15 protein-coding genes are annotated in these 21,411 nt (G+C 74.5%); 8 read left to right on the forward strand and 7 right to left on the reverse strand.

Annotated features, from left to right (window positions below):
• Positions 1-2,869, forward strand: a 2,869-nt coding sequence (locus tag BCD48_RS51035; protein WP_071046882.1) for a hypothetical protein, incomplete at its 5' end; no start/stop codon positions are given.
• 55 nt (positions 2,870-2,924) lie between these two features.
• On the opposite strand, the gene BCD48_RS51945 is transcribed toward BCD48_RS51035, so the two are convergent.
• From BCD48_RS51945 to BCD48_RS04100, 3 genes are all read right to left on the reverse strand, one after another.
• A complete protein-coding gene (locus BCD48_RS51945; RefSeq protein ID WP_131803768.1) occupies positions 2,925-3,242 on the reverse strand; it encodes a type 2 periplasmic-binding domain-containing protein in 318 nt (105 codons plus the stop codon).
• Positions 3,243-3,986: 744 nt separating this feature from the next.
• Entirely contained in the window at positions 3,987-5,153 is a 1,167-nt protein-coding gene (locus BCD48_RS04095) for a hypothetical protein (protein ID WP_071046884.1), read from the reverse strand.
• Positions 5,154-5,704: 551 nt separating this feature from the next.
• On the reverse strand, positions 5,705-7,537 hold the full coding sequence (locus tag BCD48_RS04100) for a glycoside hydrolase family 15 protein (RefSeq protein ID WP_071046885.1): 1,833 nt from the start codon (positions 7,535-7,537) through the stop codon (positions 5,705-5,707).
• A gap of 521 nt (positions 7,538-8,058) precedes the next feature.
• Between BCD48_RS04100 and BCD48_RS04105 the strand changes: the two genes are divergently transcribed.
• Complete coding sequence (locus tag BCD48_RS04105) at positions 8,059-8,430, forward strand: hypothetical protein (protein WP_071046895.1); 372 nt, start codon at positions 8,059-8,061, stop codon at positions 8,428-8,430.
• Positions 8,431-8,590: 160 nt separating this feature from the next.
• On the opposite strand, the gene BCD48_RS04110 is transcribed toward BCD48_RS04105, so the two are convergent.
• Positions 8,591-9,085: a PGPGW domain-containing protein gene (locus BCD48_RS04110; protein ID WP_071046886.1), complete on the reverse strand. Its 495-nt coding sequence runs from the start codon at positions 9,083-9,085 to the stop codon at positions 8,591-8,593.
• Positions 9,086-9,586: 501 nt separating this feature from the next.
• Between BCD48_RS04110 and BCD48_RS04115 the strand changes: the two genes are divergently transcribed.
• The 3 genes from BCD48_RS04115 to fabI all read left to right on the forward strand — a co-directional run bounded on the left by BCD48_RS04115 (position 9,587) and on the right by fabI (position 12,741).
• Entirely contained in the window at positions 9,587-10,069 is a 483-nt protein-coding gene (locus BCD48_RS04115) for a cation:proton antiporter regulatory subunit (protein WP_071046887.1), read from the forward strand.
• A 15-nt stretch (positions 10,070-10,084) separates the two neighbouring features.
• Positions 10,085-11,296: a cation:proton antiporter gene (locus tag BCD48_RS04120; protein WP_071046888.1), complete on the forward strand. Its 1,212-nt coding sequence runs from the start codon at positions 10,085-10,087 to the stop codon at positions 11,294-11,296.
• 671 nt (positions 11,297-11,967) lie between these two features.
• Positions 11,968-12,741 carry an enoyl-ACP reductase FabI gene (fabI, locus tag BCD48_RS04125; protein ID WP_071046889.1) on the forward strand — a complete coding sequence of 258 codons (774 nt, stop codon included), beginning with the start codon at positions 11,968-11,970 and terminating at the stop codon, positions 12,739-12,741.
• 25 nt (positions 12,742-12,766) lie between these two features.
• On the opposite strand, the gene BCD48_RS04130 is transcribed toward fabI, so the two are convergent.
• A complete protein-coding gene (locus tag BCD48_RS04130) occupies positions 12,767-13,996 on the reverse strand; it encodes a GNAT family N-acetyltransferase (RefSeq protein WP_198543071.1) in 1,230 nt (409 codons plus the stop codon).
• 195 nt (positions 13,997-14,191) lie between these two features.
• Between BCD48_RS04130 and BCD48_RS04135 the strand changes: the two genes are divergently transcribed.
• Positions 14,192-15,502, forward strand: a complete 1,311-nt coding sequence (locus BCD48_RS04135) for an L-2-hydroxyglutarate oxidase (protein WP_071046897.1) — start codon at positions 14,192-14,194, stop codon at positions 15,500-15,502.
• Between the two features lie 126 nt (positions 15,503-15,628).
• Here BCD48_RS04135 and BCD48_RS04140 read toward each other — a convergent pair whose 3' ends face one another.
• Together BCD48_RS04140 and BCD48_RS04145 are read right to left on the reverse strand one after the other, a co-directional pair.
• Positions 15,629-16,654: a 2-dehydropantoate 2-reductase gene (locus BCD48_RS04140; protein WP_198543072.1), complete on the reverse strand. Its 1,026-nt coding sequence runs from the start codon at positions 16,652-16,654 to the stop codon at positions 15,629-15,631.
• A 314-nt stretch (positions 16,655-16,968) separates the two neighbouring features.
• The gene (locus BCD48_RS04145) at positions 16,969-17,928 is read right to left on the reverse strand and encodes a quinone oxidoreductase family protein (RefSeq protein ID WP_071046890.1); all 960 of its coding nucleotides are present in this window, start codon (positions 17,926-17,928) and stop codon (positions 16,969-16,971) included.
• Positions 17,929-18,177: 249 nt separating this feature from the next.
• On the opposite strand from BCD48_RS04145, the gene BCD48_RS04150 reads away from it, so the two are divergent.
• Both BCD48_RS04150 and BCD48_RS04155 read left to right on the forward strand, forming a co-directional pair.
• Entirely contained in the window at positions 18,178-19,461 is a 1,284-nt protein-coding gene (locus BCD48_RS04150; RefSeq protein WP_241841497.1) for an aminotransferase class V-fold PLP-dependent enzyme, read from the forward strand.
• A gap of 301 nt (positions 19,462-19,762) precedes the next feature.
• Positions 19,763-21,334, forward strand: coding sequence for a M28 family peptidase (locus BCD48_RS04155; protein ID WP_083418155.1), 1,572 nt, complete (start codon positions 19,763-19,765; stop codon positions 21,332-21,334).
• The last annotated feature ends 77 nt before the right edge of the window (positions 21,335-21,411 follow it).

Consider the following 21,411-nt stretch of genomic DNA (forward strand, 5'->3'; position numbering starts at 1 on the left):
ACGGCGCCCGGGCGGCTCGGCGGACGCCGACGCGGCTCTGGGGCCGCGGGTGCCGGCCCCGCCCCCGCAACCGGCGGCGCGGCCGCTGGTGCCGGGCGCGATCGTGCCCGGGCCACCCGGAGGCGTGCTCGACCTCGCCGCGCTCGCCGAGATCGAGGACCGGCTGCGCGTGATCGCCACCGAGAGCATCGAGTCGGCGACGCGCCGCGGCGAGGTGGGCCGGCAGGTGGCCGACCAGCGCCGCTCGCTGACGTCCGCCGCGTCGTCCGTCGCCACCGTGCTCTGGTTCGACTCGCTGCGCACTGAGGACCGGGTCAGCGTCACCCCGCACGCCGCGCCGCTGCTGGCTGCCGTCCACCAGGTCCTCGAGGCCTCCCGCCCGGCCGACGCCGACGCGGACGCGGACGCTGCCGCCGCGGAGCTCGTCACCGACTCGCTCGCCCAGGACGCCGGCGGACCTCCCGAGCCGGCCTCACCGGTTCGGCGGGAGCCCTGGGGGACGCGGCTGCCGCTGCCCACAGGACCGTCGGCGCGGGCGCTGCGGGCGACCGGCGCCGGCACGGTCGGGCCGAGCGGGACGGTCTGGGGCGCGCTCGCGCGCCGGCTCGCCGGTGCCCGCTTCGACCACGCTCCCGGCGGCCGGGCGGTCTGCATCCTGCGGTATCCGGAGCTACGCGACGCCGCCGTCTGGGAGGCCGTCACCGACGAGCGCACGCCCTACCTCGGGGAGCTGCTCTGGGTCGTGCTCGTCACCGGCGCGGCCGTCGGCGCCGAGGCCGAGGGCGTCGAGCGCGCGGGCCTGTCCGGCCCGGCCGGGCCGGACCGCGCGGCGCGGATGTTCGAGGCCGCCGGCTGGCAGGTGCTCACTCTGCGGTACGGACGGCGGCTGGCGGGGCTGTTCCGCCGCCCGGGCGGGCAGGCGTTCCGCGGCCGGCTCGCCCGGATGAGCCAGGACGAGTACCGCGAGCTGCTCGTCACGCGCGGCCCGGAGCTGCGCCGGCGGCTGGCGGGGCCCGGCGCGGCCGGGGCCGGCATCGCCGGGCTGGTCGACACGCTCACGGACGACGAGATCCACGCCGCGCTGCGCGACCTCGGCGGCCACGACCTCGCGCTGCTGATCGACGCCGTCGACGACGTGGCCACCGACCGGCCCACCGTGCTGTTCGCGCACACCCACGACGCCTGGACCCGCGACCCCGACGTCCACGAGGTGCCCGCCCGCGCCCCGCGCGCCGAGGCTCCCGCGGCCGGCGTCAGGTCCATCCACCCGATGAGCGCGGGCGCGGTGGTCGTGCCTGCGGCCAGGAACGCGGGCACGGCGGGCTCGGGCCAGCTCGCGCCGCCGGCCGGCTCGCGCGGCGCCCGGCTGGCCACCCATGTCGCCTCGTACCTGGACCAGGCTCCGCCGCCGGCGCCAGACCCGCCGGCCCTGCCCGTCGACCTGGACCCGATCGACGGCGGCGGTACCTGGGCCGGCGAGTCGGAGGCGCGGCCGGGCGAGCCGGGGGCGGTGCTCTCGTCCACCCAGGCGTCCTTCGGTGCCCTGCTGCGTGGCCTCGCCGGACTCGCGCCGCGGGCGGCCGGCGCCGTCGTCACGATCTCGACGAGGGACGCCGACACCGTCGTCGCCGGCTGGCTCGACCCGACGACGTCCCGGGACACGGCCAACCACGAGCTACGCGGCCCACGCGGCCCGGACGAGCCGACAAAGGCGACCGGTCCGGACGGTCCGGACGGTCCGGGGCAGCCGCGCGACGCCGACGGGGCGGCGGCCGGCCCTGCCGGGGCGCCGCTGGTCTCGTCGGGCGGGCGGCGCCACGTGGCCGGGGCCTTCCCGGCGGGCGCGTTCACCGGGGTGCTGGGCAACCTCGCGGTGGCGTGGAACCGACAGGGCCTGCCGCTGCTGCCGATCGGGGTGACCGACGAGCTCGCCGCCGGCCGGGTCGTCCCGGCCTGGGCGGCGGGCTGCGCCGTCGACGGGCGTTCGGTGCTGGCGGTCGCCGACACCGGGGCGGGCGGGCGCTTCGCCGGCCCCACGCTCGCGCTCGCGCTGGCCGCGACCGGCGTGACCGGCCTGCCCGGGGTGACCCGATACGAGCCGGCGTTCGCCCAGGACCTGGCCTGGTGTCTACTGGCCGCGCTCGCGCGGCTTGGCCGGGCGGACGGTTCGTCGAGCCTGCTGCGCCTGTCGGCGCGGACCGTCGACCAGCGGCTCGCCGCCGTCCCCGCCGCCGGCCCCGCGCGAGCCCGTAGGCAGGCGGCCGTCCTCGCCGGCGGCTACCGGCTGCGCGACGGCGGCCCGGCGCCGGCGCTCACCCTGGTCGCGATGGGCCCCGTCCTGCCCGAGGTGCTGGCCGCGGCGGACGAGCTGGAGGCCGAGCTCGGCGCGGGTGTCGGCGTGGCCGTCGCGACGTCGGCGGACCTGCTGTTCGCCGCCCTGCGCGCCCGAGACGCCCACCTCCGCCGCGCCGGCGAGGTCGGCCACGCGGTCGCCGGCGGGCTCCACGGCGTCGTCGCGGACGGCGCGGGCCCGCGGGACTCGGGCCCGCGGGACTCGGGCCCGCGGGACTCGGGCCCAGCGGAGACGGGTCCGCAGGAGACGGGAACCAACCGTTCCTGGGTGCTGGAGGAGATGTTCCCGGCGTGGGCACGAGCCCCACTGGTCACTGTCGTCAACGGGGACCCCAGCCAGCTCGGCTTCCTGGCCGGAGTCCGCGGCGATCGCCTGGCCGCCGTCGGGCCGACCGCGGCCACGGACGGGCCGACCGCGGCCGCCGACCAGGCCTCGCCCGGGGGGCCCGTCGAGGTCGCCGCCATCGTCGGGGCGGCCCGTCGGCTGCTCACGGCCGCCGGCGGCGCGGCCGGCTGACCGGGCCGGACGCCGGCCGGGAGGGCACCGCGCGGCCGCGGAAGTCACGGGAGGGTCAGCCCGCGTACCGCTCCGCTGGCTCGGCTGACGCGACGGTCCCAGCGAGAGCGGGCGGCGCTCCCACGACGGGCAGCCAGCGCCGCTCGGCGGCGGTCGCCGCCGCGGCGGCGAGGAACAGGCGCAGCCGCTCCGTCACGCCACGGCGCCGCCACACCAGCGACCACGGGTAGACGGGCGACGGGTCGACCAGCGGGCGCACGACCAGGCCGTCGCCCGACCGCGGGCAGGACCGCGGCCAGGCCGCGACGCCGTCTCGCTCGAGCACCTCGTCGAGCATCGCGGACAGCGGAGTCTGCGCGGATGGGGACAGCATGAGCCGCACCCCGGCGCCGGGGAGAAAGGCCAGTGCGAACTCGATCCAGTCCGGGGTGTGTTCGGTGTTGCCGAAGACCCAGCGCGCCGCGCCGCCGCCCGCCCGAAATGTCTCTCCTCCGCGACCGTGACGAAATAGCGCACCTGCCGCAGGTTCAGGTCCACCAGGCCAGTATCCGGCGGGCGAGCCAGGCGGTAGTTGCCTTTGGGAAATATGGCGTTAACGCGTATTGGACGCCCGCGCGCGGTACTCCCGAGTGAGCTCCGGATATCGCGCGCATCATCTATCAATCGCGGCGGAACCGGTATTGGACCACCTGCCGGGCCAGGGATGTCCCACGGCCACCTGTTCGCGGCCATCGAGGCCAGCGGCGGCCTGATTCCGCAGCCTCCGGTCCCACTGCCCTGGTAACCGCCCGCCCGGCGGGCGACCGGTCCGTGTGACTGTGCCACAGAAAGTGACAGCGCCTTCAGCGCAGTGCCAACTCAGCCACGTCCTCAGCCCGGGCCCACGCTAACCACCGCCATATGCCTGTGCCTCGAACTAGGCCAGGAGGGCGCCCTGGCGCCCGAGGCGGGCGGCGCGCCCAGCGACAGAAAGTGACGGCGCCTTCAGCGCAGTGCCAACTCAGCCACGTCCTGAGCCCGGAACCAGGTCTACTACCGCCATACGCCTGTACCAGGAACCAGGCGGGGAGGGCGCCCTGGCGCCCGAGGCGGGCGGCGCGTCCAGCGTCCGCCCGCCCTAGCGGTCGCGCAGGGAGAGGGCCTCACGGCCGGCGGTCTGGGCGCCGGCCGTGTCGCCGCCGGCGGCGCGGATGCGGGCGACCTGCTCGAGCGCCCACACCAGGTCGCGCAGGATCTCGGGGCGGTCACCGACGATCTGGTGACGGCGGCGCTCGACGCCCAGCGCCTCCTCGAAGCCCTCGATCGCCGCGTCCAGGTCGCCGAGGGCTTCCTTGGCGCCGGCGACCTTGTCCAGCCCGACCGACAGGTCGCGCAGCACGGTCGGGTGCTCGCCGTACTCCGTGCGCAGCCAGCGCACCAACGCCAGCGACTCGGTGTAGGACTCCAGCGCGCCGGCGACGTCGCCGTGGTCGTAGCGCATGTTGCCGACCAGGCTCAGCGAGTGGAACAGGGCCCGCGGCACGGTCGGGTCGATGTCGGTGCCGCCGGCGACCGCGAGCGCCCGGCGGGCCGTCGTCACGCCCTCGGCGTAGCGGGCGAGCGCGCCCGCGGCGTCACCGCGCAGCCGCAGCATGTCGCCGACGTCGAGCAGGCCGCGGGAGATGTCCCGCAGCAGCGGGGCGACGTCGCCGTAGACGGTGATCAGCCCGCGGCGCACCTCGAGTGCCTCGGTGTACGCGTCCAGGGCGGACTTCATGTCGCCCTGCTGCTGGCGCAGGTCGCCGATCTTCTCGAGGGTGTTCGCGAGCCGTTGGCGGGCCTGCGGCGCCGGGGCCCCGCCGTCGGCGAGCAGCCGGTGAGCCAGCGCCAGGCACTCGGTCTGGATGTCCAGCGCGCCGACCAGGTCACCGAGCGCGGCCCTCGCGGCGCCGGCCCGTTCCAGGCTGACCCCGAGGCGGTGCTCGGACTCGGGGCTGCGGTCGGCCGTGGCCAGGTGCCGGTTGATCCGCAGAGCTTCCTCGTAGTTCTCCTGGGCGGGTGCCGCCCGCCCGTGGTCGAGCAGCGCGTCGCCGTGCTCGATGAGCACGGCCGCCAGGTGCGCGAGGTCGGCGACTCCGCTGGTAGCCGAGGCGACCCGCTCCCTGCTGACCGACACCAACGCGTCGAGCGCAGTGAGCAGGGTGTCCAGGTCACCGCGCTCTCTGGCCAGCTTCGCCAGCCGTTCGAGGTTCTGCGGGGTCAGCTGCTGTCCGGTGGCCGCGACCTGACCTGCGTGGTCGTCCATATCCGGAAGAGTAGTGGTAGCCGGGATCGATCACACTGGCGCTTGCGGGTCCGGTTCTGACGAGTTGCGGACGCAATGACGTCCCGCGACACCTTTGTCGCAGGACGTCACCCCCCACGTACACACCCGTATCAGCCCGGCCACCATTCATCGACCACGTCACTAGACCTTTGACGTCACCCCGCGCCCGGGTACGAGGTCGCCGCCGAGCAACGCGCACAACCCAGCCACCAATCGCGACAGCGCATTGGCGCACTACCAACGCACCCGCCACGCCGACCCGCGCCCGGGTACAAGGCCCCTGGCGAGCGACGCGCACAACCCAGCCACCAACGGCGACAGCGCCTTGGCGCACCGCCAACGCACCCACCACCCCGACCTCGACCCCGACCGGCCCCGGCGATACACGCCAGCCCCGGAACCAGGCCGGGAGGGCGCCCTAGGCGCCCGCGGACCTCCCAGATCGACTCCGCAAGCTCCGTCGATCCGGCAGGGACCCCGGGCGCCGCGGCGGGGCGGTCGCGCAAGCGACCTTCCCCGCCAGCGGCGCCCTAGCCGAAGAAGTGGCCGGGCGGGTAGGCGCGGTCGGTGCGGGAGCGGGGCGTGCCGCGCAGCGCGTCGGTGAGTGTGCGGGCCGTGTTGACCAGCGGGACGTGGCTGAACGCCTGCGGGAAGTTGCCCGTCATCCGGCCCAGGCGCGGGTCGTACTCCTCCGCGAGCAGCCCCACGTCGTTGCGCAGCGCCAGCAGCCGCTCGAACACTTCCCGCGCCTCGCGGACCCGCCCGGACAGCGCGTAGTTGTCCGCCAGCCAGAACGTGCAGGCCAGGAACGCACCCTCGCCGGCCGGCAGGCCGTCGACGGCGCCGTCCTCGGCGGTCGGGTAGCGGTTGACGAAGCCGTCCTCCAGCAGCTCGCGCTCGATCGCGGCGACCGTGCCGACGACGCGCGGGTCCGTGGCCGGCAGGAAGCCGACCAGCGGCATGTAGAGCAGCGCGGCGTCGAGCTCCTTGGAGCCGTAGAACTGGGTGAAGGTGGTGCGCTCGGCGTCGAAGCCACGGTCGCAGACCTCGCGGTGGATCTCGTCGCGCAGCGCCGTCCAGCGCTCCACCGGCCCGGGCAGCCCCGACTCGACGATGCCTTTCACGGCGCGGTCGGCGGCGACCCAGGCCATGACCTTGGAATGGGTGAAGTGCCGGCGCGGGCCGCGGACCTCCCAGATGCCCTCGTCCGCCTTGCGCCAGCCGGTCTCGAGGAAGTCCATCAGCTTGGCCTGCAGCGGCCAGGAGTCGTCCCGCCCGTCGACCTCGGTGGCCATCCTGGCGACGTGCAGGGCGTCGAGCACCTCGCCGTAGACGTCGAGCTGGAACTGGTCGACGGCGGCGTTGCCGACCCGCACCGGCGCGGAGTTCTCGTAGCCGGAAAGCCAGGAGACCTCGTACTCGGGCAGCCGGCGCTCCCCCGCCACCCCGTACATGATCTGGACGCGGGACGGGTCGCCGGCGACGGCGCGCAGCAGCCACTCCCGCCAGGCCAGCGCCTCGCTGGTGAACCCGGCGTCGAGCAGGGCCAGCAGCGTGATCGTCGCGTCGCGCAGCCAGCAGTAGCGGTAGTCCCAGTTGCGGACGCCGCCGATGTGCTCGGGCAGCGAGGTGGTGACGGCGGCGACGATGCCGCCGGTCGGGGCGAACGTGAGCGCCTTCAAGGTGATCAGCGAGCGGCGCACGGCGGACTGGTAGAGGCCGTCGTAGGTGCAGCCGGCCATCCAGTCGGTCCACCAGGCCTCGGTCTGGGCGATCATCTGGCGGACGGCGAGCGCCGGCGGCGTCGGCTGGTGCGACGGGTACCAGCTCAGCGAGAACGGGACGGACTGGCCGGCCGACACCTCGAACTCGGCGAAGGTCGCGAGATCGTGGCCCTCCATCGGCGCGGTGGTGCGCAGCGTGACAGCGTCCGGCCCGGCGGTCGCGGTCATCGTGTGCTCGTCGCGCCGGCGCACCCACGGCACGATGGAGCCGTAGTCGAACCGGATCCGGGTCTCGCTGCGCATCCGCACCCTGCCGGACAGCCCCTCCACCAGCCGCAGCACGGCGTGTGCGCCGGCCCGCGGGAGCATCGCGTCCGTGATCCGGACGGTTCCGGAGGCGGTCGTGAGATCCGTCTCGAGGACGAGTGTGTCGCCGCGGTAGCGACGGCTGACGCCGACGACCGGCTCGACCGGCGCGATCTTCCAGTGCCCCGCGTTCTCGTCCCCGAGCAGCGCGGCAAAGAGCGCCGGCGAGTCGAAGCGGGGCAGGGACAGCCAGTCGATCGAGCCGTCCCGGGAGACGAGGGCCGCCGAGTGGGTGTCGCCGATCAGCGCATAGTCCTCGATGAGGGATGCCACTACTGCTCCTAGCGCGATGTGCGGCGTCGCCCGGGCCTGGCGAAGCGCGGAGGACGAGCGCGCGCTTCGGCCGGGCGGGCGGGCTCCGCCGGGGTGTGCGGGAAGTTCGGTGCCGCGCGGCGATGGGCGGCGTCAGGAGGCCCAATAGGCCCCACAAGGCGGTACAGATTACGACCCGGCCGGCGGGCTAGGTTGGGGGTGCGACCCAAGCGAGTGGTCCTCGTGTGGGCCGGACCAGATTTGATGTCCCAACCCGACAGGGATTCCTCGACGTGACCGCAAGCCCCCCGACACCGGAGCCGGTTCCCGGAACGGCCCCCTCGCCGGCTTCCGAAGCCCCAACGGCCATACAGACTGCACCATCAATGGGCCCGCTGGCCAGGCCTGGTCCGCAACCCGACAGCACGGGGCCCTCGACGGCCGCCGTGCCCGGTCCGGCGAACGCCGCGTCCGCGTCCGCGGGCGCCGGCACTGGCGCCGCGCCGGCGCCGCGGCCTCGGCCGCCGAAGCCGTCGGCGTGGGTGAGCACGCGGCGTTACCTGCTCGACCGGCGCCGGCGGCCCGCGGTCGTGCTCGGGCTGATCGCGCTGGTCGGGATCGTGGTGTTCGGGGTGTACGCCGTCGTCGACGGGCCCCCGCCGACCGTCGAGGCGGTCGTCGTCTTCAAGGCGGAGACGACCGACGCGCAGAAGGAGGCGGTCCGCGCCGCCTGCCCGACCGTCGGTGGCGCCATCCAGGAGCCGCGGGACAACAACAACCTCGCGTCCACCCGCGCCTATCCGCTCCGCTACAACCTGACCGCGGCATCCACCTACGATCGGGCCAAGCTGTTCGAGTGCGTTCAGGCCCAGGCCGGTGTCACCGGCATCACCAACGAAACCCAGGGCCAATAAGGCGGTCCCGCGGCCGGACGCTCCGCGCCCCAGACCTCCCAGATCGCTTACGTCCCAGATCGCTTCGCGATCCGGCAGGAACCCTGTCGCCGATCCGGCAGGGACCCCGGGCACTGCGCTGATGCGCCGTCACCAGCGGCGGCCGGATTGCGTGCCTTGCTCACCTCAACGGCATAGCGCCATCGGCGGGGGTGTCCTCGGAATCATGGCGGCGGGCTTCCAGGACCTCGGCCGGTGTGGGCTGGCCCGCCTCGCGGGCCTGCCGCGCCTGCCAGAGGCTGACGATGATCGTGGCCAGCACGGCCACGCCACCGAAGATCACGCTGCCGCCGCTCCAGGCTGACGAGCCAGGCAGGTCGTCGTAGATGATCCAGAGGATCCCGGCGGCCACCATCCCGATCCCGAAGAGGATCGAGCCGGCCGTCGACCAGGCGCGCGACGCCGCGAGGTCGGCGAGGTCAGCGGCCTTCTGACGGGCGGCCTCGAAGCGGGTCCGCGCCCAGTCGTACTCCAGGCCGAGGATGAAGAAGCCGAGCGCGACGACGAGGAACCCCGGCCCCGGCAGCACGAGCATCGCCGCGCCAAGGCCGAGGACGGCGAGACCTAGCACCGTCAGCGCGATCCGCCGTAGCAGGCGGGCTGGCGACCTGAGCATGGCTGGCGGGCTCCCTCTGCTCGTTGGCGCGTCTTTCCCCCGGCGCCCTGACTTCATACTGCCTGGTAGAAGTTGGCCCGCGGAGCATTCGTGACCGCGGTCGCCGTCGGCTTCCCGACTCGCCCAGTCCGGATGGCGGTCGGCCGGAGCGGGGGATCGCTCCCGGCCCGGACCGGTTGAGTACCCCTGGGAGCGGTTAATGTGACCCTGGGCGACCCAATAACTCGGCCGCCTGGCTACCGGCCTCGGCTGGGGCGGACGGGGAGGCTGGACCGCTCGGCGCCGTGCGCTCACCCGGCGTGGCGCTCGCCGGCGATCCCGGTGGCACGAGCCCGGCCTTCCGACGGACGCCTCGTGGCTTCGCCGTCCCGGCAGGACCCCTCGGGGACTCCGACGGCGAAGCTGGCACGTCTCGCGCCGCCGGAGGTTGTCGGCGGACGACGAGCCGGAAGCCGTCGATCTAGCGACCCTGACCGACGACAGGCGACGAAAGGCCCCATCGTGGACATCGAGGAGACCGCGCTTCCCGGGATCGGGCTGCGGCACGAGTTCAACACCCGCGCCGGCCGGCGGGTCGGCGTCGTGTCGCGGCACAAGGGGCGGCGCGACCTCGTGATCTACGACGCCGGCGACCCGGACTCGGTCGCCGAGTCGCTCACGCTCACCGGCGAGGAGAGCGACGCGCTGTCGGAGCTGCTCGGCGCGCCGCACATCGTGGAGAAGCTCGCCGACCTGAGCAAGGTGTTCGCGGGCCTGGTCGGCGAACAGATCAAGATCGCGCCGGAGTCGCCGTACGCCGGCGGGCTGCTCGGCGACACCCAGGCCCGAACCCGCACCGGCGCCTCGATCGTGGCCGTCGTGCGCGACCACGAGGTGCTCGCCTCGCCCCGGCCGGACTTCCGGTTCGAGGCGGACGACGTCGTCGTGGTCGTCGGGACGCCGGACAACACCGCCGCGGTCGCCGAGCTGTTCCGCACCGGTTGACGGCGGGACGACGGCATGGAACACACTGCTTCGATTTTCATCGAGCTCGGCGGGGTCCTGTTCTGCCTCGGCGTCATCGGGCACCTCGCCAGCATGGTCGGGATCTCCCCGATCCCCTTCTACCTCGTCGCCGGGCTCGCCTTCGGCAAGGGCGGGCTGCTGCCGCTGGTCGCCAGCGAGGAGTTCATCAAGACCGGCGCCGAGATCGGCGTGGTCCTGCTTCTGCTCACTCTCGGCCTGGAGTACACCGCCGACGAGCTGATCCACGGCCTGCGCAGACAGGCCCCGGCGGGCGCCGTCGACCTCCTGCTCAACGCCGTGCCCGGCGTCGCCGCCGCGTTCCTGCTCGGCTGGGGCGGGACCGCCGCGGTCGTCATGGGCGGCGTCACCGCGATCTCGTCGTCCGGGATCATCGCGAAGGTCCTCGGCGACCTCGGGCGGCTCGGTAACCGGGAGACCCCGGTGGTGCTGTCGGTCCTGGTGATCGAGGACCTGGCGATGGCCGTCTACCTGCCGATCGTCACCGCGCTGCTCGCCCACCAGACGGTCGCGCGCGGCTCGCTGACGCTCGCCATCGCGCTCGGCGCGCTGGTCGCGGTGCTGTTCGTCGCGCTGCGCCACAGCTCCAAGGTCACCCGGCTCGTGTTCAACCCGAAGTCGGAGCGCAACGACGAGATCATCCTGCTACGGGCGCTCGGGCTGGCCCTGCTGGTCGCGGGCGTCGCCCAGCGGCTGCAGGTGTCGGCGGCGGTGGGTGCGTTCCTCGTCGGCATCGCCCTGTCCGGGCCGGTGGCGGAGGGGGCGCGCGAGGTGCTGACCCCGCTGCGTGACCTGTTCGCCGCCGTGTTCTTCGTGTTCTTCGGCCTGCACACCGACCCGGCGGAGATCCCGCCGGTGCTGGCCGTGGCGTCGGTGCTCGCCGTCGCCGGGGTGGCGACGAAGGTGGCGACGGGCTGGTGGGCGGCGAGAAGGGCCGGGATCGGGACGCTCGGCCGGTTCCGCGCCGGCACGGCGCTGGTCGCGCGAGGCGAGTTCTCGATCGTCATCGCCGGGCTCGCGGTCTCGGCCGGGGTCAGCCCGCGGCTCGGGCCACTCGCCGCCAGCTATGTGCTGCTGATGGCGGTGCTAGGCCCGCTCGCCGCCCGGTTCGTCGAGCCGGTCACCAGGGCAGGCCTGCGCCGCATGAACCGGAAGCCCGCCACGGCCGCTTCCAGCGGGCCGCTGTGACATTGGTTCGCTCCGTGCGGGCGGCGCGCTCCGGCCCCTTACTCGCTTCGCTCCCGGCCGCCAGGGTCGAACCGGGTCGGGGCTAAAGGTTGTTGATGGTTCGCTCCGTCCGGGCGGCACGCTACGGCCCCTTACTCGCTTCGCTCCCAAGGGACCTCCGCGCGCCGTCCTCCTCCGCGAACGTGCGCTACGGCGACCTCCGCTGCGGCTCGCCTACTTCGCTGCGCTCGTAGGCGTGCCTCCGCGGAGGTGCGCCTCCGCGCCGCACGGTCACCACCCGCTTGAACGTCACGACACCACAACACACCCGCCCGGGGGCCACGTCGCTTCGCTCGTGGGGTCGCCTTCCTGCCTGACCGGCGGCTCCCACAAAACGATCAAGATCCGGCTCAGACCAGGACCTCGATTCGTGCCGCTCAAGCGGCACGCAACCGAGCTGGCGCGGAGGCGCACCTCCGCGGAGGCCCGGCTACGAGCGAAGCGACGTGGTCGGGCCGCAGCGGAGGTCGCCGCAGCGCACGTGAGCGCAGGAGGACACGGCCCGGAGGTAGCCCGCGAGCCGCCAGGCGAGCGGGCTGCCGGAGGGCCGTGTCCGCACGGAGCGAACCAGAGACACAGACACACCCACCGGATGTGTCGCCCTAGGTGGCGGCTTTGGCAGGATGCCAACCATGAGCGGACTTCTCGAAGGCAAGCGGGTTCTCGTCACCGGCGTGCTGACCGACGCGTCGATCGCGTTCGCGGTCGCCCGGATCGCCCAGGAGCAGGGCGCCAACGTCGTGCTCACCGGCTTCGGCCGCGGGCTGTCGCTCACCCGCCGGATCTCGCGCCGCCTGCCGACGGAGGCCCCGGTCATCGAGCTGGACGTCACCGACGAGGAGCACCTCGGCGGGCTCGCCGACAAGGTGCTCGAACACGTCGACGGCCTGGACGGGGTGCTGCACGCGATCGGCTTCGCGCCCGAGTCGGTGCTCGGCGGCAAGCCGTTCGTCGACGCCGCCTGGCCGGAGGTGGGCACCGCGCTGCAGGTGTCGACCTGGTCGCTGGCCGCGCTCACCCGGGCGACGCTGCCGCTGTTCGGCGAGCACGCGAGCGTCGTCGGCCTGGACTTCGACGCCTCGGTCGCCTGGCCGAGCTACGACTGGATGGGGGTCGCCAAGGCCGGCCTCGCCTCCGCCGCCCGCTACCTCGCCCGTGACCTCGGCCCCCGCGGCGTACGGGTGAACCTGGTCTCCGCCGGTCCGCTGCGCACCATGGCCGCCAAGAGCATCCCCGGCTTCCAGAAGTTCGAGGCGGTCTGGGATGACAAGGCGCCGCTCGGCTGGGAGGTTCAGGACACCGAGCCCGCCGCCCGCGCCTGCGTCGCCCTCATGTCCGAGTGGTTCCCCGCCACCACCGGCGAGATCATCCACGTCGACGGCGGCTTCCACGCCATCGGCGCTTAGAGAAGGGCGATCGAGACTCGGCCGGTCAGAAGCGGGTGCCGCTGTAGGGCTGAGCGTTGGTGGCGAACAGTGTGTCGGCGGTGGTGAGGGCGGCCGGGTCGAGTACGTCGACCCGGCCGGCGGCGGCGAGCTGCCACCAGCGTGTTCCGCCCAGGTAGACCGCGCCGAGGGCGGCCACGCCGGCCCTCAGGCCGGCCGGCGCCTGTGCGGACAGCGCCAGCCGGGTGGCGCCGGCCTGGCTGATCTCGTAGACGCCCGAGTTCGCAGGCAGCAGGTCGTCGACGACATCGATGACGACGCTCCCGGCGCCCTGGTAGGCCCTGGCCGCCAGTGCCACCGGCACGTCCAGCAGCCGCAGCCACGTCTCGTCCTCGATCTCGCGGAACCGCACGGCGCGGTGGTCGGTCAGCGCCGCGGGCAGCGGGTCGTCGAGCGGCAGGTCGTCGATCACGATCCTGTCGACGAGGTCGAGGCCCAGCAGGAAGCGCAGCAGGGCCGCCCTGGCCGCGGGCGTGCCGGCGACCAGGTCGTCGACGACGATCGTCCGTTCGCCGTCCATGTGCCAGTCGACGGCCTCAGCCGGGTGGTAGCGCGCGAACCCGTCCTCGGCGCCGGGCTCGCCGTGCACCGCGACGTAGGCGATTCTTCCCGGCTTCGGCCGCGTCCGCAGCCGCCACCACGGCGCGGAACGTCCCATGGCGCCCGGCTGGTGCGCCGACAGGTTCTCGTGGACGGCGGCAAGCAGGTCCTGGCAGTCGGCCGAGTCCACGAGGCGCACCGGTCCGCCGCGCGGCGCGGTCGGCCGAAAACGAGCCTTGGACGTCGTCACCACGGCCTGCCCGGTCTGCGTCGCCATGCCGTACCCGAACCGCTCGTAGATCACCGCCTCGCTGGCCCGCAGCGTGGCGACGACGTCGCCGCGGGCGACGGCGTCGTCCAGCTGCGCGCGCATGAGCGCGGTGAGCAGGCCGCGGCGGGTGTGCGTCGGCAGCACACCCACCCCGGTGACGGCGGTGTGCGGCAGCCGCCGCCCGCCCGGGACGGCGAGCCAGCTCGCGAGCGAGTCGGTGGTGCCGACCATCTCGCCGTCGACGAAGGCGCCGAACATCCGGTCCTTCTCGAAGTACGCGTCGCCGTGTGGGTCCTCGGCGGTGAACAAGCCGGGATCGGGGAACGCGACCAGCGCCGTGCGGAACACCCGCATCCCCGCGGGCCGCTCCGCCGGACTGACGACCCGCACCTCGTGCCCGCCCACTGACTCTCCCTCCACACGCCGCCAGCCGGCCCCGCCCGGCCCAGGCATCCTCGCCTGTCCGGCGCCACCCGTCACGGGAGATTCCGGGAACAGCCGGGCAAGCGCGGGACCTGCGGACGGGCCGGACGGCCGGGCTTGGATACTGGACGACGGCGGGGGTTGGGTGAGGCTCGCGAAACGGGAGGCGGCGGCAAGGTGGCGGGACGTATCGCGGTGGTCGGCGGCGGGATCCTGGGACTGGCGGTGGCCAGGCGTCTCGGGCAGGTCGACCCGTCGGCCGCGGTGACCGTCTTCGAGAAGGAACAGGACATCGCCCGCCACCAGACCGGTCGCAACAGCGGGGTGGTGCACGCCGGCCTGTACTACACGCCCGGCTCGCTGAAGGCGACGCTGTGCCGGCGCGGCGTCGGCCTGCTGCGTGAGTACGTCGCCAAGCACAACATCCGCTACGACGAGTGCGGCAAGGTCGTCGTGGCGGTCGACGACACCGAGATCGACCGGCTCAAGGAGATCGCCCGCCGAGCCGAGGCGAACGGTGTGCCGCGCTGCGAATGGCTCGACGGCGACGGGCTGCGCGGGATCGAGCCGCACGCGCGCGGCGTCGCCGCGCTGCACTCCCCCACGACGGCGATCGTCGACTACCCGGCGGTCTGCCGGGCGCTGCGCGCGGACGTTCTCGACGCCGGCGGCACGGTGCGCACCGGCGCCGAGGTCGTCGGGATCGAGGAGAAGACCGACGGCGTGTGGCTGCGGGTGCGCGTGCGCGGGACCGCGCCGGTGGCGCCGAACGGGCACCACCCGGACGGTGACAGCGCCGCCGCGAAGGCCGAGCTGCGCGAGGTGACGGAGCAGATCGGCCCGTTCGACCTGCTGGTCTCCTGCGCCGGGCTGCAGTCCGACCAGGTCGCGCGGCTCACCGGCGAGGACCCGTCGCCCCGGATCATCCCGTTCCGCGGCGACTACTGGCTGCTGCGGCCCGAGCGGCGCGATCTGGTACGCGGCCTGATCTACCCGGTGCCAGACCCGCGGTACCCGTTCCTCGGGATCCACCTGACCAAGCGGGTCGACGGCGAGGTGCTCGTCGGCCCGAACGCGGTGCTCGCCACCGCCCGCGAGGGCTACACCGTCGGCACCGTCAAGGGCGCCGACCTGCGGGAGACGCTCGCCTGGCCCGGCATGCGCAAGCTGGCCAGGACGCACTGGAAGACCGGCGCCAAGGAGATGCTGCGCACCGCCAGCAAGCGGGCGTTCGTCGCCGAGGCCCGCCGCTACGTGCCGGAACTGTCCGCCGCGGACGTCATGCGCGGCCCCGCGGGTGTGCGCGCCCAGGCCGTGGACCGTGACGGCGGCCTCGTCGACGACTTCGTGCTCGCCCAGCACGGCCGCGTCCTACACGTCCGCAACGCCCCATCCCCCGGCGCGACGGCGTCCCTGGCGATCGCCGAGTACATCGTCGCCAAGCTCGTCCCCGAGCCCCAGACCGACTCCACCCGCCCCACCGATTGACCGCCATCACTGTGGCGGCCCGGCTTGCGGGCCGCTTTCGGCCAATCGGCGGGGACCCCGCGGGCAACCCGGCATGAGAGACAGCTCGCCCGATCAACGTCCCTGAATCGGCGATATGAACGCAGGTCAGGTCTCGGCGCCGTCGCTGATGGCGGCGAGCAGGGGGAGCACGGTCACGCAGGTCGGGGTGGGCACGCCGTACTCGGCGCCGATGCGGACGACGGCGCCGATCAGCGCCTCGTGCTCGAGGCGGCGGCCGGCTAGCCGGTCGTAGAGCATCGACGTGCCCGCGCCCGGCGGCTGGCCGCGCAGCCGGCGCACGGTGAACTCCGGCAGCCCTTCGGGCACCTCGGCGCCGTCGGCGCGGGCGACCGCGACCGCCTCCGCCATGATCGCGAGCGCGAGCTGGGCGACGTCGTCGCGACGGAGCACCTCCAGGCGGCGCCCGGTCAGGGTCGTCAGGGTGTTCGCGGCGCTGTTGACGCACAGCTTCGTCCAGGCGGCGGTGGCGAAGTCCTCGGTGAGGCGGACCTCGCCGGCCGTGAGGACCCGTTCGGCCAGCCGCTCGGCCAGCAGGACGTCAGGCACCTGCAGCACGCCGCCGGCGCGGTGGCGGACCACGCCGGGCCGCTCGGCCTCGGCGTTGATGTAGACGACGGCGGGCAGCACCTGGTCGGGGTGGGCGAACGCGGCGACCCGCTCGGCGTGGCGCACGCCGTTCTGCAGCACGGCGACGCTGGTTCCCGGCCCGACGGTCGCGGTGAGCCACGGCGCCACGGCCGGGATCTGATGGGCCTTGGTGGCGAGCAGCACCCAGTCGAACCCGTACGGGGGCAGCTTCGCCGGGTCGGTGACCACCTCGGCGGGCACCTCGGCCTCGACGTCGCCGCCGTCCGCCCCGGTCGAGACGACGACCAACTGGTCGAACGGGCGGCGGACGCACAGCCACACCTCAGCCCCGCCCGCGGCGGCGCGGGCCGCGAAGTAACCACCGACCGCGCCGGCCCCGATGACGGCGACCCTCGCGGAGGGCATGCCGGCGCGCGGCGGCGCCGGCCGCGCGAGCCGGCCGGTGACGAAGTCCATCTCCGGCCCCGGCGGTGCCGCGGTCCCCACCCTGGCACGCGAGGGCCGCTCGCCCGGCTCGGCCATGCCCGGAACCCCGTGATGGGCGGGCAGCGCCGAGGCCGCCCCGGATTCGGCCATACCACGAGACTGCCGGAACCCGGCCCGCACCGGCCACCGGACCGGCTCACCGCCCGCGGTGTTCTGCCCCACTGCGCCGGCATACGCCCAGTTCAGCCCCTTCCGCGCCGTCCTGCCCGCTCCGGCCCATTCAGGCCGTACCCTTCGCCGGCCTACCCGCACAGCGAACGCACTCCGGCTGTGCGTCCGCGGTGCGCGAGGTCTTCGCGATGCCCGGCAACTCGCGGTGCCCGGCAGGCGGGGTCTTCACGGTGCGCGGGTTACCGCTGGGTGGCGAGGACGACCTTGCCGAGCACGGAGCGGTCGCGCAGGCGGGCGATGGCGTCGTCGAAGCGGTCAAGGGGGACCACCTCGTCGATGGGGATCCGCAGCCTGCCGGCGACGATGTCGGCGGCGATGGCACGCACGGCGGCGACGCGCCGTTCGGGGGTCGAGACCAGGCCGGCGTAGCCGAGCAGGCTCAGCCCCTTGCGGTAGAAGGTGCGGCCGGGGAACGGGATGTCCTGGCCGGCGGAGACGCCGAGAATCACGATCCTCCCACTGATCGCCGCGAGCTCCACCGCGCCCGGGGTGAAGCCGCCGCCGAGCGGGTCGATGACCAGCGTCGGGCGGAAGTCACCGACCTCGGCGACCAGGCCGCTCGCGCCCGTCACCACCACCCGGTCCGCGCCGAGCGCCGCGACCGCGTCCGCCTTGGCCGCCGACCCGACCTGCCCGACGACGCTCGCCCCGACGATCTTCGCCAGCTGAACCGCGACGACCCCGACCCCGCCGCCGGCGCCGAGCACCAGCACCCGGTCGTCCGCGGTGACCCGGCCGAGCACGTGCAGCGCCTCGTACGCGGTCACCGCCACCGTGCCGATCGCGCCCGCCTGGGTCGGGTCCAGTTCCCTGGGCACCTCGACGACGGCGTCGCGCGGCGCGACGAGCGCGCCCGCCCAGGTGCCGTCACGGAAGAGCCCGAGGCCGGAGCCGGTGACGACGACGCGGGCGCCGTCGACGATCCCGGTGCCCTCGACGCCGATGGTCCGCGGCAGCCGGGCGGTGTCGCCGACGATCCCGACAGCGGCGTACGTGTCGATCGGGTTGACGCCCGCGTAGTCGACGCGGACGAGCACCTCGCCCGCCCCCGGTGCCAGCAGCCGGGCGTTCTCCACCACCTGTAGCGGCTCCCCGACCGCCACCAGCCGGACCGCCCTCGTCGTCACCCCGTCGCTCATCGCCGCGCGCCTCTCTCCCGGCCGGGCGGGCCGCCATCGCGCCCCCACCCGGCCGCACCTGTGAGACGAGGGGCACATCGCGGTTCCGGGCGACGAGAACCCCTGGTCGTTTCCTGCTGGGACCGGCCGTCGGATGCCACTCTGGCAGCTGGACCGGTGCTCCGGCGCGTGAGGCTTCCGGCGCGCGAGGCTTCGCCATTGTCGCGCTCTCCTCGGCCTGGCACCGTGACGGGAGTGCGTGGCGACAGGGTGGCAGCCGCCGGCGAGGCGGGAACCAGCGGCGAGGCGAGCGCGGGTGGCGAGGAGGCGGTGCCCTTCCCGGATCTGGGCCGGCGGTGGCTGGCGGCGCGCGAGGGGCTGGCGGTGGTCCACCTGGACGCGGCCGCGGCGGGCCCGGCCAGCCAGGCCGTCGTCGACGCGCAGACGTCGCACCTGGCCGCGGAGGCGACGCTCGGCTCGTACGGTGCCCAGGAGCGGGCGGCCGAACGCCTCGACGCGGCGCGGGCCGCCCTCGCCGGGCTGCTCGACCCGGCGCTGGCCGAGGCCGACGTGGCCTTCCACCACTGCGCGACCTCGGCGTTCACCGCGCTGCTCGACGCCTGGCCGCTGCCGCGCGGCGGGCGGGTCGGCATCGTGCCGAGCGACTTCTCCTCGAACCTGCTCGCCCTGCGGGCCCGCGCGCTGCGCGACGGCCTGGAGCTCGTCGACCTGCCGGTGCTCCCCGACGGCCGGATCGACGTCGACCGCCTCCGCCGGGGTGACGGCCCCGCGGTGCTGGACCGCCTGGACCTGGTGACGTTCCCCGAGGTGCCGAGCCAACGGGGCATCGTCCAGCCGACCGTGGCGGTGGCCGCGCTGTGCCGGGACGCCGGGGTACCCGTGCTGCTCGACGTCGCCCAGTCGCTCGGCCACGTCGACGCGACGGCCGCCGGCGCGACCGGCGGCGTCGCGGCCTACGTCGGAACGTCACGCAAATGGCTGTGCGGACCGCGCGGCGTCGGATTCCTCGCCGTGCGGCCCGACTTTGTCGACCGGCTCGGCGTACCCGCCCCGACGGGGTACACGGCCCGCTGGGAGCCCGACCCGGTGGCGCCAGGCGGTGGGCGGCTCGTCGCGTTCGGGGGCGTCGGCAGGTTCGACATCGGGGAGGCTCCGGTCGCGGCGCGGGTGGGGCTGGCGGCGGCGCTGGCCGAGCACGTCGAGGCGGGGCCGGAGCGGGTGCGTGCCCGCATCCAGGCCCTGGGCACGGCGGCGCGGAGGCGGCTCGGCGGGGTCGCGGGCTGGCGTCTCGGCGAGGACGCCGCCTCCCCGTCCGGGATCGTCACCCTCCGCCCTCCCCGCGGCATCGACCCGGCGGCGATACGCGCCCGCCTCCAGCGCGAGGAGCGCATCCTCACGACCGCGATCGACGAGACCAGAGCCCGCGACGCGGTCCCGGCGCTGCGCGTCAGCCCCCACGTTCACAGCACCCCCGCCGACCTCGACCACCTCGCAGAGGCCCTCGAACGCGTCACCACGCGGCCCGCGCCCTGACGGCTCGCCTGGATCCGCTCCGACCGCATGCGACCGCGGACCCTCTCCCTCAGCTGGCGATCCTCAGCCTCGCCGGGACGCGGGCGACGATGCCGATCTAGAAGCGTATGCACGAAGTGGATAAGGTTGGGCACGGAGCGCCAACCTGGATGTCCGCCCGGCGGTCGAGGGCCGAGCCGGACGGCGGCGGGCACGGGGCATGGTCGACGGCGTCCTCGTGGGCAGGACACCGGGCACCGTCGTCCCGTCCGTCCGCCGATCCGGACGAGGCTCCTGGGCGATCTCAGGCGGGAGGCAGGCGATGGCCAGGTCGCGGAAGGCCGCCGAGGAGGGCGCGGCGCGCCCGGGCGCCGACAGATGGGCCGCCGTGCCGCTCGGGCGGCGCGAGTTCCTCGGCGGGACGCTCGCCGCCGCGGCGGTGACGGTCACGGGTGTGGCCGGGTGCCAGTCGGGGAGCGCCGGCCCGGCGACGGCGACAGCCACGACGGGGCCGGCGGCCCCGCCCGGGGTCGAGGAGATGGTGGGCTGGATCGAGCAGATCGTGGCGCGGGGCGTACGCCGGCCCGGCTACCCGGCGGACAGCTGGGTCGAGGGGTTCGTCGCCGCGAAGTTCCGCGAGATCGGCCTGGTCGACGTACACACAGAACCGGTCGCGGTCACCAGGTGGGAGCCGACGCACTACTCGCTGATGGCGACCCCGGCGGGCGCGGCGCCGCGCGAGCTGCGGTGCTTCCCGGTACCGCTCGCCGCCCCGGCCGAGGGGCTCGACGTCGAGCTCGCGCATTTCGACGAGGCGGCCCCGGGCGCCGCGGCCGGACGGGCGGCGCTGGTCGACGCCAAGGTCGCCGCGCTGCCGCCTGCGCTGCCAGCCACCTTCGGGAGCGTCCCGAAGGACTCCGCCCAGCGGGTGTACGACCCGGAGGCCACGTTCGCGGGCGAGACGCAGGTCCTGCCGCTCCCCGCGGGCTCCGACGGCATCGCCCAGCAGGTGGTCGAGGCGGGCGCCGTCGCGTTCGTCGGGACGCTGCTCGACTACCCCGGCGACGACTGTCGCTACTACTTCCCGTACAACGGCAAGACGACCGCGATCCCAGGAGTGTGGATCAACGGGAGTGACGGCCGGTGGCTGCGTGACCAGCTCGCCCGCGGGAAGGTGCGGATCCGCCTCGACGTCGCGGCCAGCACCGCGCCGGCCCGTAGCGACAACATCGTCGGCGACCTCCCGGGGCCCGCGGGCGATGACGAGCTGGTGCTGGTCGGCTCGCACCACGACGGACCGTGGGCGTCGGCGGTCGAGGACGGCACCGGGATCGCGATGGTGCTCGCCCAGGCCGCCTACTGGGCCCGTGTTCCCGCGGCCGACCGGCCCCATCGGATGCGCTTCCTGCTGCACGGCGGGCACTTCTACGGCGGCGCCGGGCTGGTCGACTACGTGGCGAAGCACGGCGCCGAGCTGGAGAAGGTCGTCCTCGAGGTGCATCTGGAGCACGCCGCCCGCGACTTCGCCGAGCACGACGGCCGCCTCGGGCCCACCGGCCGGTGCGTGCCCCGCTGGTTCTTCACCAGCGGGATTCCCTCGCTGGAGAAGACGGTCTACGACGCGCTCGTCGCCGAGCGGCTGGGCCGCTCGATGCTGCTGGCGCCGGACGCGTTCGGCCCGGCCCCGCTGTCCGACGGTGCCTTCTACCACACGGCCGGTGTCCCGATCGTCCAGTTCCTCTCCGCGCCCTGGTACCTGTTCGACGAGGCCGACACCCTCGACAAGGTCGACCGTGACAGCCTGCTGCCCATCGCCCGCGCCGTGATCCGCGTCATCCAGTCGACGCGGGGCACCACGGCGGCGAAACTACGCGCCGGGCTCGTCACCCGTTAGTGATCCTTGGGACAACGGCCGCCGGGCGTGCGAAGGAAGATCATTTTCGCACGCCCTTTGGCCCTCTAGGGTGGCAG

The organism is Pseudofrankia coriaricola, assembly GCF_001854805.1.
Taxonomy (GTDB): Bacteria; Actinomycetota; Actinomycetes; order Frankiales; family Frankiaceae; genus Pseudofrankia.